Consider the following 20,340-nt stretch of genomic DNA (forward strand, 5'->3'; position numbering starts at 1 on the left):
TCCTGACGCAGCAACTGCTTATCCACCGGGCATGTTCAGAGGCCCGATCCCGCCACGGCCGCAAAAAAAAGCCCCGACCAGAAGTCGGGGCCATGTCGGCAAGTGTGCCAATCAGCGATTGATCGCGATCGGCATGCCGCTGCGCTGCTCCAGCGCCTGCTTGACCAGCTGGGAGTCGCTGTCGGCGTGGGCGATGAAGCGGGTCACCGCCGGGGTCATCGGCAGCGGCGCAGGCAGGCTGGAGTTGAACTCCTCCTGATTGCGGGAGAGCGGCTGATGCACTTCCAGGTAGCGGCGGCCATCCGGCTCGACACTGGCCTTGATCGGCTGGTTGACGAACTGGACACGGGTACCGACCGGCACCTTCTTGAACAGGTACTCGATGTCGTCGTTGCGCAGGCGCACGCAACCGTGGCTCACCCGCAGGCCGATGCCGAACTGGGCGTTGGTGCCGTGGATGGCGTACATCTTGCCGATGTAGAGCGCGAACAGCCCCATGGGGTTGTCCGGGCCGGCCGGCCATACTGCCGGCAGGGTCTCGCCACGGGCGGCATATTCGGCATGCATTTTGGCGGTCGGGGTCCAGGTCGGGCCCGCCTTCTTGCGCTGCACGCTGGTCACCCAGTTTTCCGGGGTGTCGGTGCCAAGCTGGCCGATGCCGATGGGCAGCACTTCCACCACCTTCTTGCCTTTCGGGTAGTAGTAGAGGCGCATCTCGGCCACGTTCAGCACGATCCCTTCACGGGGCGCATCCGGCAGGATCAGCTGGTGCGGCACGATCAGCTTCTCGCCGGTCTGCAGCAGCAGGGGATCCGCCTTGGGGTTGGCCTCCAGCATGTTGGTCAGCCCCAGCTGAAATTTGGCGGCGGCGGCCTCCAGCGGCTGGCCGTTTTCTTCGGCCGGGACCACGTATTCCAGATTTTCACCCACCAGGCGGCTGTTGGCCGCAGGCAGGGCGTATTCAACCGCGAGCGCAGGCGTGGCGCCCAAGAGGAGGCTGCAGCACAGCGCGGCCGCAGTAGTGTGGAGGAGCTTCATAACTTTCCTGTAATGGATGACGTGGTTCAAGACTCTGGGCTGACCCGGGAGCGGCAGGCGATCCGGGGGCGAAGAGAAGGCCGCCATTTTTCTCCTCTGCCGGGCAAATTTCAACTGACAAGTGGCGGCGGGTCAGCGATTAATATCGCTTTTTTTATCCGCCGCCAGCCCTTGTCTGATGGCCGTTCACCCCTTTTGCCAGGCGCGCATATCGTAACCTGTGGGAGATTGGTGCAACCGCAGATGAAATTGCTCGATGATGGCAAAAATGTGGTCGAAAATGTCGGCCTGGATCCCTTCGTAATCGGCCCAGGCGGTGGTCGCCGTGAAGCAGTAGATCTCCAGAGGCAGGCCGTCCGTGGTCGGTGCCAGCTGGCGCACCATCAGGGTCATGTCCTTGCGAATGCCGGGGTGGGCGCGCAGGTAGGCGTCCAGATAGGCGCGCAGGGTGCCGAGGTTGGTGAGGTGGCGGCCGTTGATGGGGCAGCTGATGGCGTCGCTCAGCTGCTGGTTGTAGGCGCTCAGCTCCTGCTCCTTGCGGCTCAGATAGGGCGCCAGCAGCTGAGCCTGCTTGAGCTGCAACTGTTCATCTGCCGTCAGGAAGCGCACGCTGGTCATGTCGATGTTGACGCTGCGCTTGATGCGCCGCCCGCCCGACTCCGTCATCCCCTGCCAGTTCTTGAAAGAGTCGGAGATGAGGGCATAGGTGGGGATGGTGGTGATGGTCTTGTCCCAGTTCGACACCTTGACCGTGGTGAGGCCGATGTCGGTCACCTCGCCATCCGCGCCGTACTTGTCCATCTGCAGCCAGTCGCCGACGCTCAGCATCCGGTTGGCGGAGAGCTGGATACCGGCCACCAGGCCGAGGATGGGGTCCTTGAACACCAGCATCAATACCGCGGTCATGGCACCTAGGCCGCTGAACAGGAACAACGGTGACTTGCCGAGCAGCAGGGCGATCATCAGGATGCCCACCAGGATGCTGCCCACCAGCTTCACCCCCTGGAAGATGCCGCGCAGGGGCAGATCCCGCCCGAGCCGGGTATAGCGGCTCACCGACAGCAGGCAGTCGAGCAGGGCGAACAGCGCCAGCAGCAGGAACAGCAGGATCCAGAGCTGGGCCACCGTCTCTATGAGCTGCAGGCTTTCGGAGTCGCGCGGCAGCCAGATCTCGGCCTGCCCCAGCAACACGGCCCCCTGCAACACGAAGGCGAGCCGGTAGAACAGCCGCTGCTGCAGTTGGGGCGGCAGCCACACCTGCATGGTCTTGCCGAGCACGCCCACCAGCCGCACCAGCAACACCCGGTGCAGCAGCATGTGCAGCACCAGCGAGGTGAGCACGATGAAGCCGAGGGCGATCACCAGCCCCGTCATGCCGGTCACCTCCAGTCCGAGCCCGGCCAGCCAGCGAAAAATCGTCTCCTTCATCCCATCCTCCTGTGCGTGAAACTGCGGTCAGGGTACGTATCTGCCACCCCATGTCAAATGGGCACCGGCCCACAAACGACAACGCCCGGCAGGGGCCGGGCGTTGTCTGGGAGCGAGGGGGCGTTAACCGACCAGGCTCAGGGCATCGCGGGCGATGACCAGCTCTTCGTTGGTGGGCATCACCAGCGCCAGGCGGCTGCCTTCGGCGGTGATGGGGCCCTCGCCACCCAGCACGGCGGCGTTGTTGGCTTCCTTGTCGACCTTGAAACCGAACAGGGCCAGACGATCCAGCACCATCTCGCGCACCATGGCGGCGTTTTCACCGATACCGCCGGTGAATACCAGGGCGTCCAGACGACCGTCCATGGCGGCGGCATAGGCACCGACATACTTAGCCACCCGGTAGGTGAACACGTCCAGCGCACGCTTGGCACCGGCGTCGGTGGCGTAGTTGGAGGTGACGTAGCGGCAGTCGCTGCTCGCCTCGGTCATGCCCAGCAGGCCGGACTCGCGGGTCAGGGTGTGGTTGATCTGCTCCACGCTGTAACCAAGCTGGTCGTGCATGAAGAAGACCACGGCGGGGTCTATGTCGCCGGAGCGGGTACCCATCGCCAGCCCTTCCAGCGGGGTCAGCCCCATGGAGGTGTCGACGGATTCGCCGCCACGGATGGCGCAAACGGAGGCGCCGTTACCTAGGTGGCAGTTGATGATGTTGAGCTCTTCGAGCGGCTTGCCCAGCGCCTTGGCGGTCTCTTCCGCGATGAAGCGGTGGGAGGTGCCGTGGGCGCCGTAACGACGGATGCCGTTCTCTTTGTAAAGCTTGTAGGGCAGCGCGTAGAGGTAGGCTTCCTCTGGCAGGGTCTGGTGGAAGGCGGTGTCGAACACGGCCACATTCTTCTCTGCCAGCGCCGGGAAGACCTTGAGGGCGGCACGGATGCCGATGAGGTGCGCCGGGTTGTGCAGGGGAGCGAACGGAATGGCGGCTTCGATGCCGGCGATCACGCTGTCATCGATGCGAACAGAACGGGAGAACTGCTCGCCGCCGTGCACGATGCGATGGCCGATGGCCACCAGCTGCTCGGCCAGGGTCGGATCCTGCGGCAGGATGTGACCCACGATGTGGTCGAGGGCTTCCTGGTGCGCGGCACCCGCGCCCAGCATGGCCTCGCCCTTGACGCCGTGGAGTTTCCATTTGATACGTGCATCATCCAGATTGAAGCATTCGGCCAGGCCGGACAGCATGTCCTCACCTGTTTCGGCGTCCATTACGGCAAATTTCAGGGAAGAGCTACCGCAGTTAAGGATCAATACCAACTTGCTCATGTTCTACATCTTCCTGTGCTTCGGCTTTATGCCGACAGTGTCGTGTCATCCAACATGGATGGGATTCCCCTGCCGGGGGCTTATGGTCGCAGGAAAGTGCGCCCAATTTTTCAATATGTTAAGTGCAAATCCGGACGATTCCGGCCACTCGTCTCAGTCAGGCTGCGCCAGCGGTTACAGGCCGGCCAGCAGATCCCGGTGCACCTTGACCACCAGCTTCTTCACCTTGGCCGGCGGGTTGGGGGTGCAGAGGGGGCGATGCAGTTCTCCCGGCCAGAAGATGGCGAAGTCGCCGGGCTGCAACGCCAGATAACTGGTCTGTTCATCGTCGACGAACCAGAGATCGGGATGGGGGTGATCCGCCCCTTCGCTCGCGTAGGTGTGCGGGCCGACCCCGATCCACTCCTCGCCGGCGAGCAGCAGCTGGATGTCCAGGTACTGCTGATGGAACTCGCCACGGCGATCCGCCGCCGGCTCGGTCAGCTCTTCGCTCACCAGGCAGAACAGCTTGAGGCCGTCGACCTCCTGCTTGCCGAGCGGGGCATGCCGCCACCGGTCGACGCTTTGCACCACCTCGACCAGGATGCGGTCGAGCGGGGCGGGCAGCGGCATACGCTGCAAGGTATTCAGACTGCCGGTGATCATGGCGCTTCCTTAGGTGTATTCAGGCGACATCTTAGCCGCAAAATGAAAAAGGACCCGTTGAAGGTCCTTGTGTCACACCGTCTGCTATCCGTGCAGACCGGGATGGAGCCATGGCTCTCTCCGGCGTGGTGAGTGCACTGTTACACACTCATCCTCGGCTTGCCAAGCGGGGCAAGCGCGTTCGCCGGGTGATCGTACCAGCTGAAACAATATTATTCACTACTCCATTGCCGGCGACTTTGACCAGACGCAAAAACGGGAGCATCAGCTCCCGTTTTTTTCGCATCACCTGGTCAAAACCGGTGTCATTCAAGCCTTGGCGGCGTTCTCCACCGGTTTGGCGTACATGGCACGCCAGATGGCCTTGTGCTCTTCCGGCACCTCCGACTGACGGCTCAGGAAGGCGGCCTGTTCGATGGTATTAGCATGGCCTGCCACATCCGCAGCCAGGTAGTTGCCCGGGAAGAGGCGGTAGTTGCCCCAGATCGCCTTGTCGATGAGCGCAGCCAGCTCGTCCGGATCGCTGAAGCCTTCGGTGATGGGGGCGCCGAAGGAGACGTGTACCCGCCCCTTCTGGCCGACGATGCCGGCGACTATGCTCTCAATATCCTCGAACTCGCCCTTCTCGTAGCTGCCGTTGACCGACTTCTCGTACAGCTCGCGCGCCTTGGCCTTGTCGGTGGGATCCAGCTCATAGCTGATGCTGACCGGCACGATATTGAGGCTGCGCATGTAGTCGACGAACTCGATCTTCTGCTTCTTGCCGTCCACGTAGAACATCTTGAGGATGGCCGGATCCGTCTTGTCATCGCCGTTCTTGGCGCGCCCTTCCTTCTGGGCAATCCAGATGGAGTGCCCTTCGTGCACCGACTGGCCGATGTAGGCCGACAGCTCGCCGAGCGCCTTCATCATCTCCCGCGGCCCCTTGGCGGAGCGCTTGACGATGAAGCTCTTGTTGAGCTTCATCAGCTCGGTGGCGCAAGGCTTGCGCAGCAGGTTGTCGCCGATGGCAATGCGCACGGTATCGAAACCGTGGGTGTGCAGACCCCAGTTGACGAACGCCGGATCCATGGCGATGTCCCTGTGGTTGGAGACGAACAGGTAGCCCTGCTCTTTTTTAAGATGCTCAAGCCCGGAGAAGGTCACCCCCTGGGTGGAGGTGGCGATCATCCGGCTCATGTAGCGGGTCACCCCCATCTGCACCTGATGGATGGTGGTCACCTTGGACCACTTGTAGCGCAGGAACTGGCGGATCAGCGGGCGAATGGCCCAGCCCAGCCAGCTCATCAGGGAGCCGAAGCGATACTTGGCGATGGCGCCGATGAATTCATCATCCCGGATCAGCCGCTCGATGGCTGCCGGTACTTCCTCATCGCGGTAGGGGCGAATGTCCGCGAATCTATCTACTTCTGTCACAATGTCAGCCTTGCGTGTAAGGAGTCGCGGCCGGCGTGCGCCGGCCGGAAAATTCAGGGCGCAATTTTACACGCTTTTATGCCGAGGGGTATGCGGCGCAGCCAGATAGTGAGATCTGACCAGTAAAAAAACAATGGCCCCGAACGGGCCATCATTTCACTCTTCCACCGTGAACGAGAGCATCATTCCGGTGTCTTCATGCTCCAGCAGATGGCAGTGAGCCATGTAGGCCCGCTCCTTCGGTGCCGTGTGATCGAAGCGCACCAGCACCTCGCTGCGCCCGCCCTCCACCTTGACGATATCCTTCCAGCCGGCGCGATGGGGGGCCACCGGCTGACCGTTCTCGCTCAGGATCCGGAAACGGGTGCCGTGAATGTGGAAGGGGTGCAGCATCATGTCCCCCTCCCCCGAGATGATCCAGCGCTCGGTGCGGCCGCGCTTGACCGCAAACTGCGGGTCGTTCATGGCGAAGGCCTGGCCGTTGATGCGGTTGCCGCCGTGCAAGTCCAGCGCGCCGCCCGCTTGCTTCATGTCGGCCATGTCGCCGTGATCCATCCCCGCCATCGACATCCCGGCCATCCCGTCGCCTTGACCGTCCATCTTCATCCCGGCCATGCTGCCCGTATCGCCGTGCTCCATGCTCATGCCCGCCATGGCGCCGTGGCCGTAGCGGCTCATCAGCGCCTGCATCCCCTGCCGGTCCAGCTCGGGATCCATCGACAGGGTCAGGGTGCGGCTCGGCAACTCTTGAGTTGCGGGCAGCGCAGGCAGCCGGGCCAGGCTGTCCGGCAGGCGTCCCTTGCCCTCGATCAGGGAGGGCCGGATCCGCAGCAGCGGCAGGGCCGCATCGAACGGCGCCAGGGTCATCCCCATCTGGCGCACCGGCAGGGTAAGCAGGTCGAACGCCTGGCCATTGCGGGCATCCACCATCACCTCGAAGCGCTCCCCCGGCAGCAGCGCCAGCTCGCTCAACGCCACCGGCTCCGCCAGCAGGCCGCCATCGCTGCCGATCACATACAAGGGGCGGCCATCGCTGGTCGCCAGCCTGAGGGAGCGAGCATTGCAGCCGTTGAGCAACCGCAACCGCAGCCAGCCGCGGGGGGCGTCGTGGGTCGGATAGACGGCGCCGTTGGTCAGCATCAGATCGCCAAACCAGCCGACCGCTGCGCTCATCACATCCAGCTGGTAGTCCACCTGATCCCGCCCATCGAGCCGCTTGTCCTGCAGCACCAGCGGGATGTCGTCCACCCCCCAGCGCTGGGGCAGCGGCAGCCGCAGGCTCTCCTCGTCGTCGAGGATGAAGAGCCCGGCCAGTCCCATGGCCACCTGATGGCCGGTCTGCCCATGGGTGTGGGGGTGATACCAGCAGGTGGCCGCCGGCTGCTCGATGCGAAACGCCGCCTGCCACTCTTTGCCGGAGGGGATGCTGGCCTGCGGGCCGCCATCGGCAGTGCCCGGCACCTCCAGCCCGTGCCAGTGCACCGTGGTGGTCTCCGCCAGCTGGTTGGCGACCCGGACTCGCACCGCCTGCCCCTGGCGGGCACGCAATGTGGGGCCAAGCAGGTTGCCGTTGTAGCCCCAGCTGCGGGTCGGCTGGCGTCGCCACTGCATCTGGCCCGGCTGGGCCCTGAGCTGAAACACACCGCTGGCGTCCGCCTCCAGCAGCGCAGGAATCGGCAGGGCTGGCCGCTCGGCGGCAAGCGCCCGCCCCCACCAGGGCAGGGCACCGGCGACACCGACGGCGGTGGAGAGTTTGAGAAAATCGCGACGCTGCATAAGTCACTCCTCGTTGGCCAAAGCGGACCTTCAGCCTAAGCAGCAACCCTGCGGCAAGGTCAAGCCCTGCCGAGCCGGCGGCCGGACAGTTTCTGGCTTATCCGCTTGCCAGCAGAGCCATGGTCGTCAAGCCAGCGCCAGAGTGACTGCCGCCTCGGCGTGAATCGAAGTGGTGTCGTAGAGCGGCACCGCTGCCTCGGCGTCCCCCACCAGCAGGGCTATCTCGGTGCAGCCCAGGATCACCGCCTGGGCGCCCGCGTCGGCCAGCGCGCTGATGATGGCCAGGTACTCGGCCCGCGAGGCGTCGCGAATGTCGCCGAGGCACAGCTCGTCATAGATGATGCGGTGCACCCGCTCCCGCTGCGCCTCGCCCGGCACCAGCACCTCCAGCCCGAACTTCTCCTGCAAGCGCCCCTTGTAGAAGTCCTGCTCCATGGTGAAGCGGGTGCCGAGCAGGCCGACCCTCTGGATCCCGTCCGCTTGCAGCTGACGCGCGGTGGCATCGGCGATATGGAGCAGCGGGATGTCGATGGCGGCCTCGATCTCGGGCGCCACCTTGTGCATGGTGTTGGTACCGATCAGCAGAAAATCGGCGCCGCCGGCCTGGATGGCCTGCGCCTCAGCCGCCAGCAGACGAGCGGTGGCGGGCCAGTCGCCGATATGCTGCAGCCGCTCTATCTCGGCAAAGTCGACGCTGCTCAGCAGCACCCGCGCCGAGTGCAGGCCGCCGAGCCGCTCGCGCACGCCCCGGTTGAGCGCCTGATAGTAGCTGACGGTGGACTCCCAGCTCATGCCACCCAGCAGACCGATACATTTCATGGGACCTCCTTCTGTAAACCGCTCGTGCAAACCAGACAGGGGCGGCGCGCGTCAACGCACCGCCCAGGAATAAAAAAGGCCCCGCAGGGCCAACAAGACAGCCAGTAAAGGCCCGGGCGCAGGCCCGGACTAAATCCAGATCATCAGCACGCAGGCCGCCGTGGCGACCCCCATACCGAGATTGAAACGACGCCAGCCTCTGGCGGTGCGAATGAGGCGGCGCACCTGGGCACCGAACAGCACCCAGAAGGCCCCGGTATAGAGGCCGGTAATAAAGAAGATGGCGAGCACCCAGATGGCGGAGGGCCAGTAGGCCTCCCCCGCCAGGGTGAAACCGCTGATGGCGGAGAGCGCCATCATCCACGCCTTGGGGTTGAGCAGCTGCAGCATGGCCCCCTGATGGGCCGGGATCAGCGGCCGATTGCCCTCGGCCGGGCCGCTGGCGGTCGCCACCTTCCAGGCCAGCCAGAGCAGGTAGGCCGAGCCGATAAGCTTGAGCCCGTCGTGCAGCAACGGCACCTGCTCGAACATCACCCCCAGCCCCAGCGCCGTGGCCAGGATCATCAGGTTTATTCCCCCCACCACCCCCACCAGCAGGGGCACGCTGCGGCGAAAGCCCTGGGCCGCACCGGCGCTGGTGAGCAGCATGTTGTTGGGGCCCGGCGTGCCGCAAGTGATGAGGGCAAAGCCCGCCAGGGGAAGCAACCAGTTCAGATCCATCTCAACCTCTTGATGATGCAGGGCGCCGACTCGGCGACAAGCCTTCTAATATGCAGAGCCGGTGCCCGTCAGACAAGGCCGCAAATGCACTTTCTTCGCATCTTTATGCGGCCTCTGGCAAGGCTCAGTACCAGAGCATCACCACGCAGAGCGCAGTCAGCGCCCCCAGGCTGCCGTTGAGCCGGCGCCAGCCCCGATCCGTGCTGATCCAGTTGCTGAGCTGATGGCCGAACAGCACCCAGACAAAGCAGACCGGCAGCGCCACCAGCACGAACATGGCCATCACCGCGAACTGGCTCGGCCAGTAGCTGGCACCGGGCAGGCTGAACAGACTGATGGCGGAGATCCCCATCATCCAGGCCTTGGGGTTGAGGAACTGAAAGCCCAGCCCCTCCAGCAGGGTCAGCGGACGGGCGCGCCGGGCCGGATCACCGGGAGCGCCGGCCACCGCGATGCGCCATGCCAGCCACAGCAGATAAAGGCTGCCGAAGATCTGCAAGCCAAGGCGCAGCAGCGGCCAGCGCTCGAACAGGGGGTAGAGCCCCAGCGCCAGCACCATCTGCAGCACCGGCTGGCCCACCGCCACCCCGATCAGATGGGGCAGGGTGCGGCGCACCCCGAAGTTGGCGCCGGAGGCGGTCAGCATGAGGTTGTTGGGGCCCGGTGTGCCACAGGTGAGCACCGCAAAGCCAAACAGGGTGGCATACCATTCGATCGTCATCTTTGTACTCCTGAACTGCACACATTGTATCGATACAATGTGCTGTTTTTGATTGTTATCGGTTTCAAAATCACGCTATATTGCCGATACATTTCGATCAATGGATTTATTGTCACCATGACAATCTGGACCCCAGACCTCACCCCCTTCGCCGGCCCGCTCTACCTCAAGCTGGTGAAGGCCATCGAGCAGGCCATTCAGGACGGCTCTCTGCCGCCCCAGACCCGGCTGCCCACCCACAGGGCGCTGGCGGACAGGCTGGGGGTCACCGTCGGCACCGTCACCCGCGCCTATGGCGAGGCGGAGCGGCGCGGGCTGCTGGCCGCCCGGGTCGGCCATGGCACCTGGGTCAAGGGGGAGAATGAGGATCCGGCCAACGCCTGGGTGATCCGCAAGGAGGAGGGGCACCGCATCGAGTTGTGGCAGAACCTGCCAGTGCAGCTGGATCGAGCCGCCATCATCCGGCCCATGCTGGCGGAAGTCGCGGACGGGGATCTCAACGCCCTGCTCGGTTATGACAAGGAGGCGGGCCAGCCCAGCCAGCGCCAGCTCTTTATCGACTGGCTGACCGAGCAAGGGGTGGCGGGCAGCGAGGAGTATCTGCTGTTCAGCCACGGCGCCCAGCACGGCATCATGCTCTCCCTGCTGGCCACCGGCTGCGTGGGGGAGACCCTGTTCTGCGAAGGGCTCAGCTACCCCGGCATGCTGGGCAACGCCCGCCAGCTGAAGAATCAGGTGTTGGGGCTGGCGATGGACGAGGAGGGGCTGCTGCCCGACGCGCTGGAGGCGGCCTGCCGCACCCGCCGCGCCAAGCTGCTCTACCTCACCCCCACCCTGCAGAATCCCACCACCGCCACCATGAGCCTGGCGCGGCGCGAGGCCATCATCGCCATTGCCCGCCGTCACGATCTGCTGATCATCGAGGACGACGTCAACGGCCTGCTGCCCCAGCAGCCGGTGACGCCGCTGGTCAACCTGGCGCCGGAGCGGGTCATCTACCTCGGCAGCCTGGCCAAGATCGCCTGCGGTGGCCTGCGGGTCGGCTTCGTGCTGACCCCGCCCCACTTGCGCGGCGCCTTCGCCCAGGCGATGCGACTGTCGAGCTGGATGGTGAGCCCGCTGCTCATCGAGCTGGCCTGCAAGCTGGTGAGCCAGCGCCAGATCATGCCTCTTGTAGAGCAGCAACGGCAGATCCTGGCACGTCGCGGCGAGCTGCTGCGCCACCTGTTGCCGGAGGCCTGCTGGCAGGCGGGCTCCATGCACGCCTGGCTGCCGCTGCCGGAGCCCTGGCGCAGCCAGGAGTTTGCCGAGGCCGCCAACGCCCTTGACGTCGGGGTGGCCAGCGGGGAACACTTCGCCGCCGGCCAGTTCGCCGCGCCGCAGGGCGTGCGCCTCAGCCTGAGCCAGCCGGCCACCGACGCCCGCGTCGCCGAAGGGCTGGAGCGGCTCGCCGGTCTGCTGCGCGCCGCGCCGCCCACCAATACCCTGCTATAGTCAGCCCCGGCCCAGCCCATCCGTGCGCTCAAAGGAGAGCCCATGCACCCGACCCGCCCCCCCTTGTTGCTTCTCACCCTGCTGCTGGGGGGCTGCGCCTCCCCCGGCCATCAGCAGCTGGGGGCGGCGCTGAGCGGGCTGGAGGGGGAGTTGCAACGGCTGGAAGAGGAGCTGGCGGCCATGAACGGCCTGCACTACCAGAAGGCGATCGATGCCCCCCTCAGCCTGCGCCGCAGGCTGAGTGCCCCCGTCCCCACGGCACAAGGGCTGCTGCCCAGCCGAAGCACACTGACAGACGGCCCCCTGCTGCGCTACGACTACCGGCTGCCGGCCGGCATGGCCAGCCTGCCCCTCACCGACCCCTGCCTGCGCTACGAGTTCGAGCTGCGCCACCTGGGCCGCCTCGGCCAGCTCGCCCTGCACTGGCAGGGGGCGGCGGGCTCGGGAGAGCAGTTGATCCAGCAGCGCGACTGCCCCTTTTCGGCCAAAGGGCCCGGCCTGCAGTAGGCCCGCCGCCGGCCGACCTGCCCCTATGGTCAGTTGAAAGGGGCGAAGGCATCTTGTAGCGTGCCAGCATCCCGACTCCTGCTGGAAGCGCCCATGAAACTGACTCCCCTGTGGCTGGCCCTGTGCAGCCTGCCCGTCCTGGCCTGCGGCCCGGATGGCTGCGAGACGCCGCTCACCCTGCAACTGACCGCCGCCCAGTGCCACCTGAACGGGCTGCCGTTCCTCTCCCCCGACAACGACACCCGCACCAACCTGGCGCTGCTGCTGGCCGATGAGCAGGCCTTCTCGCTGCCCAAGGCGCCGCTGCCGCTGCCCTTCGCCATCGAGGATCTGCTCAACCCGGCCCTGCTCAACCCGCCCCAGGCCGATCCGGCCCCCGCCGGGCCGGATCCCCTGCTGGCACTGGCCGCTGGTCTTGGCATCGAGCAGAGCACCACCCAGGCCGCCCTGGAGCGGGCCGCCGGCTGGAGCGAGGGGCGCTGCATCAGCAACAACCTCGTTTCTGCCGAAGCCTTCCTGCAGGCGCTGGTCGACACCCCGGCCCTTGGCGCCGACGAGCGCAGCCAGCTGGCCCGCCAGCGGCTGGCCATGCTGGGCCAGTGCGCCCAGCAAGCCGAAACGGCGCCGGAAGACAAGGCCGTACCGCTGTCGGCCGCCGGCCAGGGCTTTGCCGACTACCTGGCCGCCAGCCAACGCTTCTATCAGGGGGAGTTCGCGCAGGCCGATGCACAATTTGCCGCCCTCGCCGGGCAGGATCAGCCCTGGCTGAGAGAGACGGCGGACTACATGCGGATCCGGGTCGCCCTCAACCAGTCCCAGCAAAGCGCCTTCGATGACTGGGGCACCCTGGATCGCAACCAGATTGACCAGGCTGCCGTGCAGCGCGCCGAGCAGTTCATCGCCGACTATCGCAGCCGCTATCCAAAGGGGCGCTATCTCGGCTCCGCCAACGGGCTGCTGCGCCGGCTCGCCTGGTTCAAGGGGGACGAAGCGACGCTGGCCGGCCTGTTCCAGCAGGCGAGCCGCCAGCCGGGCAACCCGGAGCTGCTCAACGAAATAGACCTCAAGCTGCTGATGCAGCCCGGCTTCACCGGCTCAGCCGCCATGCCGCAGCTGACCCTGGTGCAGGATCTGCGCAGGCTGCGATTGCACGAGAGCTGGGACGAGTGGCAGCCGCTACAAAGCGGCGAGCTGGCCCAGCAAAGCGCCCAGTTTGCCAGCAACCCGGCCTGGCTCGCCTATCTGCAGCAGGCCGAGCGTTATTATCTGGCCAAGGATTATGCCGCCGTCATCGCCGCCGCTCCCGCCCTTGGCAAGGGGCCACTCGACAACCTGGCATTCAGCCAGCAGGTGCTCAAGGGCATGGCGCTGGCGGCCAATCAGGCGCTGCCCGAGACGGAGCAGCAGTGGCGCGCCCTGCTCGCCAGCCAGCCCACCCCCTTGCAGGATCAGCTGCTGCAGCTGGCGCTGGCCATGACCCTGGAGCGGGCCGGTCGGCTGGAGCAGGTGTTTGCCAAGGAGAGCCCCATCCAGAGCGATCACTACCGCATTCCGCTGCTGGAGTACGTGGCGCCGGCCCCGCTGCTGCGCCGCATGGTGCAGGATGAGCAGGCTTCCGCCACCCTGCGCCAGCGCGCCGGCCACACCCTGCGCTACAAGCAGCTGACCCACGGCGACTACCGGGGCTTCCTGCAGGATCTGGCGCTTGCTCCGCTGGCCGCCCCGTTCGACTGGCAAGGGAGCCAGGAGTATCAGTGCCCGGCGCTCACCGCGGTGGTCACCACCCTGGCGGACAACCCCAAATCTCCCAAGGCGCTCAACTGCCTCGGCGAGTTCTTCCTGAGCAAGGGGCTGGACTGGGATCCGCTCCTGCAGCGGCCGGGGGCCGACACCCTGGCGGGCAGCCGGGATCTGTTTGCCGGTCAGCAGCGCAGCCGGCTCGACTGGTATCAACAGGTGATCGCCAACCCCAAGGCCGCCAAGGAAGATAAGGCTTACGCCCTCTACCGCGCCATCAACTGTTACGCCCCGAGCGGCAACAACAGCTGCGGCAGCCAGGAAATCCCCCTCAGTCAGCGCAAGGGCTGGTTCAACACCCTCAAACGCCAGTACGGAACGAGCCAGTGGGCCAAACAGCTCAAATATTACTGGTGATGCTGGCGCTGCTGAGCGCCGAGGCCAGCGCCGCCGTCGAGGCGAGCCACTACCGCCAGTTCTGGCTGTGGGCCGGGGTCAGGCCCCAGCCGGTGCTGCAGCAGGCCCAGCGGCTCTATCTGCATCAGGGGGAGATAGGCCCCCTCGATGCGCGCCAGCCCGTGCGTTTTCAGGGGCAGGGCATAGCGCCGAGCAAGCTGCCGGTAAAGGAGCTCTGGCTCGCCTACCGGGTGGAGCGGCTCGACTGGGATGAGGCTCTTATCAAGAACCTGACCAACCAGCTGGCGGCCTGGCAGCGCAAGGGCAATGAGGTGCGCGGCATCCAGATAGACTTCGATGCCCGCACCCACCGGCTGGCGGACTATGGCGACTTCCTGCGCAAACTGCGCAGCCAGCTGCCCGCCGGCTGCGCCATCAGCATCACAGGCCTGCTGGACTGGACCCGCACCGGCGACGTCGCCACCCTCAACGCCCTCGCCGGCACGGTCGACGAGCTGGTGGTGCAGACCTACCGTGGCCGCCGCACCGAGCCGGGCTACGCGCGCTACCTGCAAACGCTGACGCGGCTGACCCTCCCCTTCAAGGTGGGGCTGGTGCAGGGAGGTGAGTGGGATCAAACGTGGGAAAGCAGGCTGGCCGACTCGGCGGCCTATGGCGGCGTGGTGGTGTTTCTTGTCAATCCGTCGCCCTCCCCCCACCGCAGTGAGCTCGGACGAGGGGTTGACCGGCACGGCACCTCTGTAACAGAGTAATAGCTCTTTTTGACTCCATCACATGCCATACTTGTTCCGATCCTGAACCGGCCAAGGAGTGCCAAGGATGCAGATCCTCCTGATCGAAGACGACACCATGCTCAGCACGGCGCTCTCCCAGGGGCTGAGCCAGCAGGGCATAGCATCAACCCAGCTGACCCACTGCAAGGAACTGGCAACCCTGCCAACCCTGCTGCGCCAGCAGTCGTTCGACGCCATCATCTGCCACCAGAGCCATCACCAGGACCTGGAGGGAGTGCGCATGCTGCAGGAGGCTCACTATCTGGGGCTACTGGAGCCGGGCTGCGTGCTGTTGTTGCTCAATGCAGACCCGGAGCCACTCCACTATCCCCCCTCGGATCTCTACTTTTCCCTGCAGCTGACCATCCCCTTTACCCAGGAGCAACTGACCACCCGCCTGCGCGAGCTGGTACAGCTGACCGGGCTGACCCGTGCCCTGCCGGCCCCGATGCGGCTCAGGGAGTGGCAACTGAGCTGTGCCCTGTGCGAGGACCTGCTCTATGAGCAGCAGAAGTATCGGGAGCTGGGACAACAGCTGGACCGGAGCAAGGGCTACATGCTGCTGCAATGGCAGGATCACTTCCACGCTGCCCAGCACTACGCAGTCTGTACCACGGAATATGATGCCTGGTGGCCGCGCAAGGGATTGATCTACGCCCTGCTGGGACTCGGCAGGCTGGAGAGCGCGCGCAAGGATCTGGCCCGCAACCGGGAGCGGCTGCCGCCGGCCCTGCAGCTGGAGCTGGCGCTGGCCTGTCTGCTGCACGAGGGGCAGTGGGAGGCGGCCTGGGACGTGCTCGGCCATCTGCTGCAAAAAAATGCCTGGCAACCGGAGTGGCGCCAGGCGGCCATCCTGCTGGCACTGCTGATCAAGGATGAGGGCAAGGCGCTGGAGCAGGCCAACGCCCTCAGCCTGCGCTTCTTTGCCGATCACAAGCTGCGGGTATCCATCGAGAACTTCATCCTCAATGCCAGCCTGGCGGTGCTCTGGCACTACCCCAGCGCCGCCAGGATCAGCTCACTGCAGCAGGAGTATCGCTACCTCAACCAGGCCGTCACCCTGCGAGCTCATGAGGACGCCCTGCTCAAGGCGCTGATGCTGAGCCTGGACTACCGCTTCGACGAGGCCCTGCTGCTGCTGGCCAAGCACCCACCGGAGAGCGCGCGGGACAACCACCTCAACCAGCTGCTCGGCTTCGCCGTCAGCCAGTTCTGCGGCCTGCCCCACCACGCCAAACGCTACCTGACCCAGCTCGGCCAGTATCAGGCCAGGGTCGCCCCGGCCCCGCTGCTGCAACAGTTGTTCAAGCAGGTCGTCATCGACTTGACGAAACAACTGGAGCGGCGCGAGCTGCGGCTGACCTATCTGCGCCAGGAGCGGCAGCGGGCCAGCGCGGCAGGCCAGCACCAGCTGGCCGTGCAGTATGCGCTGACGCTGCAGGAGGAGTTCCCGGCCCTGCCTGGCGATGCCTGGCAGTTGCTGGAGCTGCTGCAACTGTGCTGGCCGGCCGGCATGGCAGCCCCCAGGGTGGCGCTGCTGGTAGACCGGCTGGAGCGGCGCCTCAACCACAGCGCCTCCTTCATGGAGCATCATGCCGAGGAGTACCAGAAGACGCTGCTGCAGATCCGCTCACACCTCAATACCCGCCTGCCCACCACGCCCCCCAACTAGGCCCTCAGGCCCGGCCAGCGCCGGGCCGCTCTTACAGCAATCCCCGCACCAGGATCCCGCCGATCAGCAGCGGGGCCACCAGCCGCCAGCACCAGAGCAGGCAGAACCGCAACACTGGCGAGAGATCCGCCGGCACCATGCGCTCCCCCAGTCGCCAGCCCAGCAGCAGGGTCAGCACCAGGCCGAACAGCGGCATCATCAGGTTGGAGGTGAGGTAGTCCAGCACATCGAAGATGGTCTTGCCGAACAGGGTGTACTCGGCCCAGGGGCCGAACGACAGGCTCACCGGAATGCCGCAGGCCATGATCAGCAGGGTCAGCACCCGGCAGGCGCCACGGCGCGACCAGCCCCACTCCTCGGTGGTGAAGCGCACCAGGTGCTCCAGCATGGAGATGGAGGAGGAGAGCGCCGCCACCAAGAGCAGCAGGAAGAAGACCACTGCCAGCCCCTGGCCGAACGGCAGGTGGTTGAACACCGCCGGCATGGTCATGAAGGTGAGGCCGGGGCCGGCGGTCGGATCGATGCCGGTGGAGGCGAGCACCGGGAAGATCATCAGCCCCGCCAGCACCGAGATGAGGCTTGCCAGCGTCACCACCCAGACGCCGGAGCGCAGCACGCCGTCACTGCTGGGCAGATAGGCGCCGTAGGTGGTGTGTACCCCCAGGCCAATGGAGAGGGAGAAGAAGGCGAGCCCGAGAGCATCCAGCACTCCCTGGCCGGTGAGCTGGCTGAAGTCGGGCAGCAGGAACTGGCGCACCCCGGTCATGGCCCCCGGCATGGAGAGGCCGGTTACCACCAGCAGCAGCATCATCACGAACAGGGCCGGCATCATCCAGCGCAGCGCCCGCTCCACCCCCTTCTGCAGGCCCCCCTGCACGAACCACCAGGTGAGCCCGGCAAAGATGAGGTGGGTGATGGCCGGCCAGAGAGGATCGCTCACGTAACCGGTGAAGAGGGCGGTGAGGGCGCTCGCCTCACTCAGGTTGAGCTCGCCACCGATGGCCAGGGCCGCGTATCCCACGGTCCAGCCCCCCACCACGCTGTAGAAGCTGTAGATGAAGAAGCCGCACAGGATCCCCATGTAACCCATCCAGCGCCAGTTCGGCCCCACCAGCTTGCGGAAGGCACCGAGCACCCCGCGCTGGCTGTGGCTGCCGAGCAGGGTCTCCCCCACCTGCACCGCTACCCCCAGGGTGAAGCTGAACAGCAGAAACACCAGCAGGAAGGCGCCGCCGCCGTTGGTGGCGGTCACATAGGGGAACTTCCAGATGGCGCCAAGACCGATCGCCGAACCGGCGGCTGCCAGCACATGACCGAGACGGGAAGACCACTGAACCTGGCTCATACAACCTCCGGGCAAGACAACATCACATCGATACTCCATGGATAACCGCACGGTGCGGGCAACAAAAAAGGCCGCCTGGTGGCGACCTTTGCAATGAACATTCAGACAAGCTGTGCGTGCAAGGTCACCTCTCTTGCGAGCCAAAAAATCGACCGAACAGTGCGCAGCGGGGTGACATGAATAAGCGGGCCTGAATGCCAAACGGGATCACAGCCTAAACCATGGAAAGAAAAATTGACACAACGCGATCAACTTTTTTTCATCCCCCCCTTCAAAACGGAATTCTCTGCCGCCGCCGGCAAAGATCATCAGGCAGCCCAATCCCTTGAGCAATAATAGAGTTAGCCTCGGCAGGCCGGTCAGCGACCGCCCGTGGCGACCCCCTTGCGCAACATGGATGCACCGACGTGACGCACCTGACCGGATACTGGATGAACTGGCTGCTGCCCTGGCTACTGCTGCCCGCCCTGGCACTGGCCACGCCGCAATCCCCGCTGACCCTCATCAGCCACGAGCTGCCCCCCTTTACCCACACCAGTAACGGCAAGCTCGGCGGGCTGGCGGTGCAGCTGGTGCAGGAAGTCCAGCAGGAGATGGGGGTTCACTACCCCATCAAGATCTACCCCCTCAAGCGGGCGCTCGCCCTGACCCGGGTCGAACCCGGTTTCGCCCTGTTCGTCATCCTGCGCACGCCCCATCGGGAGTCCCAGTTCAAGTGGGTGGGGCCGCTGTTTCCGAACCGGGTGGTGATCTACCAGACCAGAGGCAGCAAGCCGCTGACCGACCTGGCCCAGCTGCGCAAGCTGCCGCGGGTCGGCGTGCTGCTCGGCAACGCCGATGACGAGCTGCTCACCCGGGAGGGTTACACCAACCTGGTGCGCTGCCAGACCATCGAGGATGCCATCGAGCTCCTGGTGCTCGGCAAGATAGACGCCTTCCCCATGGGGGATCAGATCATGCCGGCCATCCTGGCCAAGATGAAGTTCTCCCCCCGCAGCGTGGTGAACTCCGGGTTGCTGCTGCAGGAGAACTGGCTCTACATCGTCTTCTCGAAGAGCGAGGATGATGCCGTGATCGCCCGCTGGCAGGCCGCCGTCGACAAGGTGCGGGCCCGCCACCCGCAGGCGACGCCGGCCCCCCTTCATCCCTGAGCCGGTTATACCAGCCCGCGTACCAGGATGCCGCCGATGAGCAGCGGCGCCAGCCAGCGCCAGCAGCCCATCAGCAGGGTGTGCCAATGCAGGGCCAAGCCGGCAGGCAGTGCCTGGCGACCGAGCCGCCAGCCCAGCAGCAGGGTGAGCGCCAGCCCGAACATCGGCATCATCAGGTTGGAGGTGACGAAGTCGAGCAGCTCGAAGATGTTCTTGCCAAACAGGGTCACGTCCGCCCAGGGGCCGAACGACAGGCTGACCGGAATGCCGTTGGCCATCACCAGCACAGTGATCAGGCTGCAGGCGGCCCGTCGCGACCAGCCCAGACTCTCGCTGACGAAGCACTGCAGGTGCTCCAGCAGCGAGATGGCAGATGAGAGTGCCGCCACCACCAGCAGGGCGAAGAACACCACCGCCAGCCCCTGGCCGAACGGCAACTGCTGGAACACCGCCGGCATGGTCATGAAGGTGAGACCCGGGCCGGAGGCGGGATCGATGCCGGTGGCCGCCAGCACAGGGAAGATCATCAAGCCCGCCAGCACGGCGATGAGGCTTGCCAGCAATACCACCCAGAGGCTGGAGCGGCCGACCCCCTCGCTGGAGGGCAGGTAGGCGCCATAGGTGGTGTGGATGCCCAGACCAATGGAGAGGGAGAAGAACGCCAGCCCCATGGCGTCGAGCACGCCGGACATGCCGAGCTTGCTGAAGTCCGGCATCAGGAAGTGGCGCACCCCGGCCATGGCGTTGGGCAGGGTGAGGCCAAAGGCCACCAACATCAGGATCATGATGAAGAGGGCTGGCATCATCCAGCGCAGGGTGCGCTCCACCCCCTTCTGCACGCCCCCCTGCACGAACCACCAGGTGAGCCCGGCAAACAGCAGGTGGGTCAGCACCGGCCAGAGCGGATCCCCCACATAGTCGTTGAAGCGGGCGGTCAGGGCCGCGCCATCGCCGTGCTGCAGGCTGCCCGCCAGCGCCATGCCGGTGTAGCCCAGGGTCCAGCCGCCCACCACGCTGTAGAAGCTGTAGATGAGCAGGCTGCTGAGCAGCCCCATGGCGCCGACCCAGCGCCAGCGCTTGCCCATCAGCTCACCGAAGGCTCCCACCACCCCGCGCCGGCTCAGGCTGCCGAGCAGCGTCTCTCCCATCAGCACAGCCACCCCCAGGGTGAAGCTGAACAGCAGAAACACCAGCAGGAAGGCGCCGCCGCCGTTGGCGGCCGTCACATAGGGGAACTTCCAGATAGCGCCGAGACCGACTGCGGAACCGGCGGCGGCCAGGATATAACCGAGCCGGGATGACCATTGGGACTGCTTCATAAGAACTCCAACCGTGGGGCCCGCCACAAGGGGCCCAAA

At 65.5% G+C, this 20,340-nt stretch carries 17 protein-coding genes; 6 read left to right on the forward strand and 11 right to left on the reverse strand.

Annotated elements, in window-relative coordinates; all coding sequences use genetic code 11:
• Window positions 1–111: 111 nt before the first annotated feature.
• From G5134_RS19220 to G5134_RS19260, 9 genes are all read right to left on the reverse strand, one after another.
• Window positions 112–1,038, reverse strand: coding sequence for a L,D-transpeptidase family protein (locus G5134_RS19220; protein WP_065018811.1), 927 nt, complete (start codon window positions 1,036–1,038; stop codon window positions 112–114).
• Window positions 1,039–1,224: 186 nt separating this feature from the next.
• Window positions 1,225–2,466, reverse strand: a complete 1,242-nt coding sequence (locus tag G5134_RS19225; protein WP_005304793.1) for a mechanosensitive ion channel family protein — start codon at window positions 2,464–2,466, stop codon at window positions 1,225–1,227.
• Between the two features lie 123 nt (window positions 2,467–2,589).
• Window positions 2,590–3,789, reverse strand: coding sequence for an acetate kinase (locus tag G5134_RS19230; protein WP_005304795.1), 1,200 nt, complete (start codon window positions 3,787–3,789; stop codon window positions 2,590–2,592).
• 174 nt (window positions 3,790–3,963) lie between these two features.
• Window positions 3,964–4,434, reverse strand: a complete 471-nt coding sequence (locus G5134_RS19235) for a YhcH/YjgK/YiaL family protein (protein ID WP_065018810.1) — start codon at window positions 4,432–4,434, stop codon at window positions 3,964–3,966.
• A gap of 309 nt (window positions 4,435–4,743) precedes the next feature.
• Complete coding sequence (locus tag G5134_RS19240; protein ID WP_005304801.1) at window positions 4,744–5,850, reverse strand: 1-acyl-sn-glycerol-3-phosphate acyltransferase; 1,107 nt, start codon at window positions 5,848–5,850, stop codon at window positions 4,744–4,746.
• 156 nt (window positions 5,851–6,006) lie between these two features.
• Window positions 6,007–7,626 (reverse strand): multicopper oxidase CueO, encoded by a 1,620-nt coding sequence (gene cueO / locus G5134_RS19245; protein ID WP_065018809.1) that lies wholly within the window; start codon window positions 7,624–7,626, stop codon window positions 6,007–6,009.
• Window positions 7,627–7,752: 126 nt separating this feature from the next.
• Window positions 7,753–8,445 (reverse strand): aspartate/glutamate racemase family protein, encoded by a 693-nt coding sequence (locus G5134_RS19250; protein WP_065018808.1) that lies wholly within the window; start codon window positions 8,443–8,445, stop codon window positions 7,753–7,755.
• Window positions 8,446–8,574: 129 nt separating this feature from the next.
• Entirely contained in the window at window positions 8,575–9,165 is a 591-nt protein-coding gene (locus G5134_RS19255; RefSeq protein WP_010636219.1) for a LysE family translocator, read from the reverse strand.
• 124 nt (window positions 9,166–9,289) lie between these two features.
• On the reverse strand, window positions 9,290–9,886 hold the full coding sequence (locus tag G5134_RS19260; protein WP_005304811.1) for a LysE family translocator: 597 nt from the start codon (window positions 9,884–9,886) through the stop codon (window positions 9,290–9,292).
• Between the two features lie 117 nt (window positions 9,887–10,003).
• Between G5134_RS19260 and G5134_RS19265 the strand changes: the two genes are divergently transcribed.
• From G5134_RS19265 to G5134_RS19285, 5 genes are all read left to right on the forward strand, one after another.
• Complete coding sequence (locus G5134_RS19265; protein ID WP_421232139.1) at window positions 10,004–11,380, forward strand: PLP-dependent aminotransferase family protein; 1,377 nt, start codon at window positions 10,004–10,006, stop codon at window positions 11,378–11,380.
• Between the two features lie 42 nt (window positions 11,381–11,422).
• Window positions 11,423–11,887, forward strand: a complete 465-nt coding sequence (locus G5134_RS19270) for a hypothetical protein (protein ID WP_065018806.1) — start codon at window positions 11,423–11,425, stop codon at window positions 11,885–11,887.
• A 93-nt stretch (window positions 11,888–11,980) separates the two neighbouring features.
• A complete protein-coding gene (locus tag G5134_RS19275; RefSeq protein ID WP_065018805.1) occupies window positions 11,981–14,041 on the forward strand; it encodes a hypothetical protein in 2,061 nt (686 codons plus the stop codon).
• Entirely contained in the window at window positions 14,011–14,793 is a 783-nt protein-coding gene (locus G5134_RS19280; protein ID WP_065018804.1) for a DUF3142 domain-containing protein, read from the forward strand. Before G5134_RS19275 ends, G5134_RS19280 begins: the two co-directional genes overlap by 31 nt.
• Before the next feature lie 67 nt (window positions 14,794–14,860).
• On the forward strand, window positions 14,861–16,486 hold the full coding sequence (locus G5134_RS19285) for a hypothetical protein (RefSeq protein ID WP_024941675.1): 1,626 nt from the start codon (window positions 14,861–14,863) through the stop codon (window positions 16,484–16,486).
• Between the two features lie 31 nt (window positions 16,487–16,517).
• On the opposite strand, the gene G5134_RS19290 is transcribed toward G5134_RS19285, so the two are convergent.
• A complete protein-coding gene (locus tag G5134_RS19290) occupies window positions 16,518–17,831 on the reverse strand; it encodes a sodium-dependent transporter (protein WP_195879633.1) in 1,314 nt (437 codons plus the stop codon).
• 431 nt (window positions 17,832–18,262) lie between these two features.
• On the opposite strand from G5134_RS19290, the gene G5134_RS19295 reads away from it, so the two are divergent.
• Window positions 18,263–18,982, forward strand: coding sequence for a substrate-binding periplasmic protein (locus tag G5134_RS19295; RefSeq protein WP_421232143.1), 720 nt, complete (start codon window positions 18,263–18,265; stop codon window positions 18,980–18,982).
• A 5-nt stretch (window positions 18,983–18,987) separates the two neighbouring features.
• On the opposite strand, the gene G5134_RS19300 is transcribed toward G5134_RS19295, so the two are convergent.
• Complete coding sequence (locus tag G5134_RS19300; protein ID WP_005304835.1) at window positions 18,988–20,301, reverse strand: sodium-dependent transporter; 1,314 nt, start codon at window positions 20,299–20,301, stop codon at window positions 18,988–18,990.
• Between the last annotated feature and the right edge of the window lie 39 nt (window positions 20,302–20,340).

It is taken from the genome of Aeromonas sp. 600276 (assembly GCF_049175815.1).
Classification (GTDB): Bacteria; Pseudomonadota; Gammaproteobacteria; order Enterobacterales; family Aeromonadaceae; genus Aeromonas; species Aeromonas dhakensis.

Bases quoted from the DNA above. Each gene is read 5' to 3' on its own strand.
- G5134_RS19295 (WP_421232143.1), top strand. From the start codon at position 18,263: ATGAACTGGCTGCTGCCCTGGCTACTGCTGCCCGCCCTGGCACTGGCC.
- G5134_RS19275 (WP_065018805.1), top strand. From the start codon at position 11,981: ATGAAACTGACTCCCCTGTGGCTGGCCCTGTGCAGCCTGCCCGTCCTG.
- G5134_RS19225 (WP_005304793.1), bottom strand. From the start codon at position 2,466: ATGAAGGAGACGATTTTTCGCTGGCTGGCCGGGCTCGGACTGGAGGTG.
- G5134_RS19235 (WP_065018810.1), bottom strand. From the start codon at position 4,434: ATGATCACCGGCAGTCTGAATACCTTGCAGCGTATGCCGCTGCCCGCC.
- G5134_RS19255 (WP_010636219.1), bottom strand. From the start codon at position 9,165: ATGGATCTGAACTGGTTGCTTCCCCTGGCGGGCTTTGCCCTCATCACT.
- G5134_RS19290 (WP_195879633.1), bottom strand. From the start codon at position 17,831: ATGAGCCAGGTTCAGTGGTCTTCCCGTCTCGGTCATGTGCTGGCAGCC.
- G5134_RS19260 (WP_005304811.1), bottom strand. From the start codon at position 9,886: ATGACGATCGAATGGTATGCCACCCTGTTTGGCTTTGCGGTGCTCACC.
- G5134_RS19270 (WP_065018806.1), top strand. From the start codon at position 11,423: ATGCACCCGACCCGCCCCCCCTTGTTGCTTCTCACCCTGCTGCTGGGG.
- G5134_RS19220 (WP_065018811.1), bottom strand. From the start codon at position 1,038: ATGAAGCTCCTCCACACTACTGCGGCCGCGCTGTGCTGCAGCCTCCTC.
- G5134_RS19300 (WP_005304835.1), bottom strand. From the start codon at position 20,301: ATGAAGCAGTCCCAATGGTCATCCCGGCTCGGTTATATCCTGGCCGCC.
- G5134_RS19265 (WP_421232139.1), top strand. From the start codon at position 10,004: ATGACAATCTGGACCCCAGACCTCACCCCCTTCGCCGGCCCGCTCTAC.
- G5134_RS19230 (WP_005304795.1), bottom strand. From the start codon at position 3,789: ATGAGCAAGTTGGTATTGATCCTTAACTGCGGTAGCTCTTCCCTGAAA.
- cueO (WP_065018809.1), bottom strand. From the start codon at position 7,626: ATGCAGCGTCGCGATTTTCTCAAACTCTCCACCGCCGTCGGTGTCGCC.
- G5134_RS19285 (WP_024941675.1), top strand. From the start codon at position 14,861: ATGCAGATCCTCCTGATCGAAGACGACACCATGCTCAGCACGGCGCTC.
- G5134_RS19250 (WP_065018808.1), bottom strand. From the start codon at position 8,445: ATGAAATGTATCGGTCTGCTGGGTGGCATGAGCTGGGAGTCCACCGTC.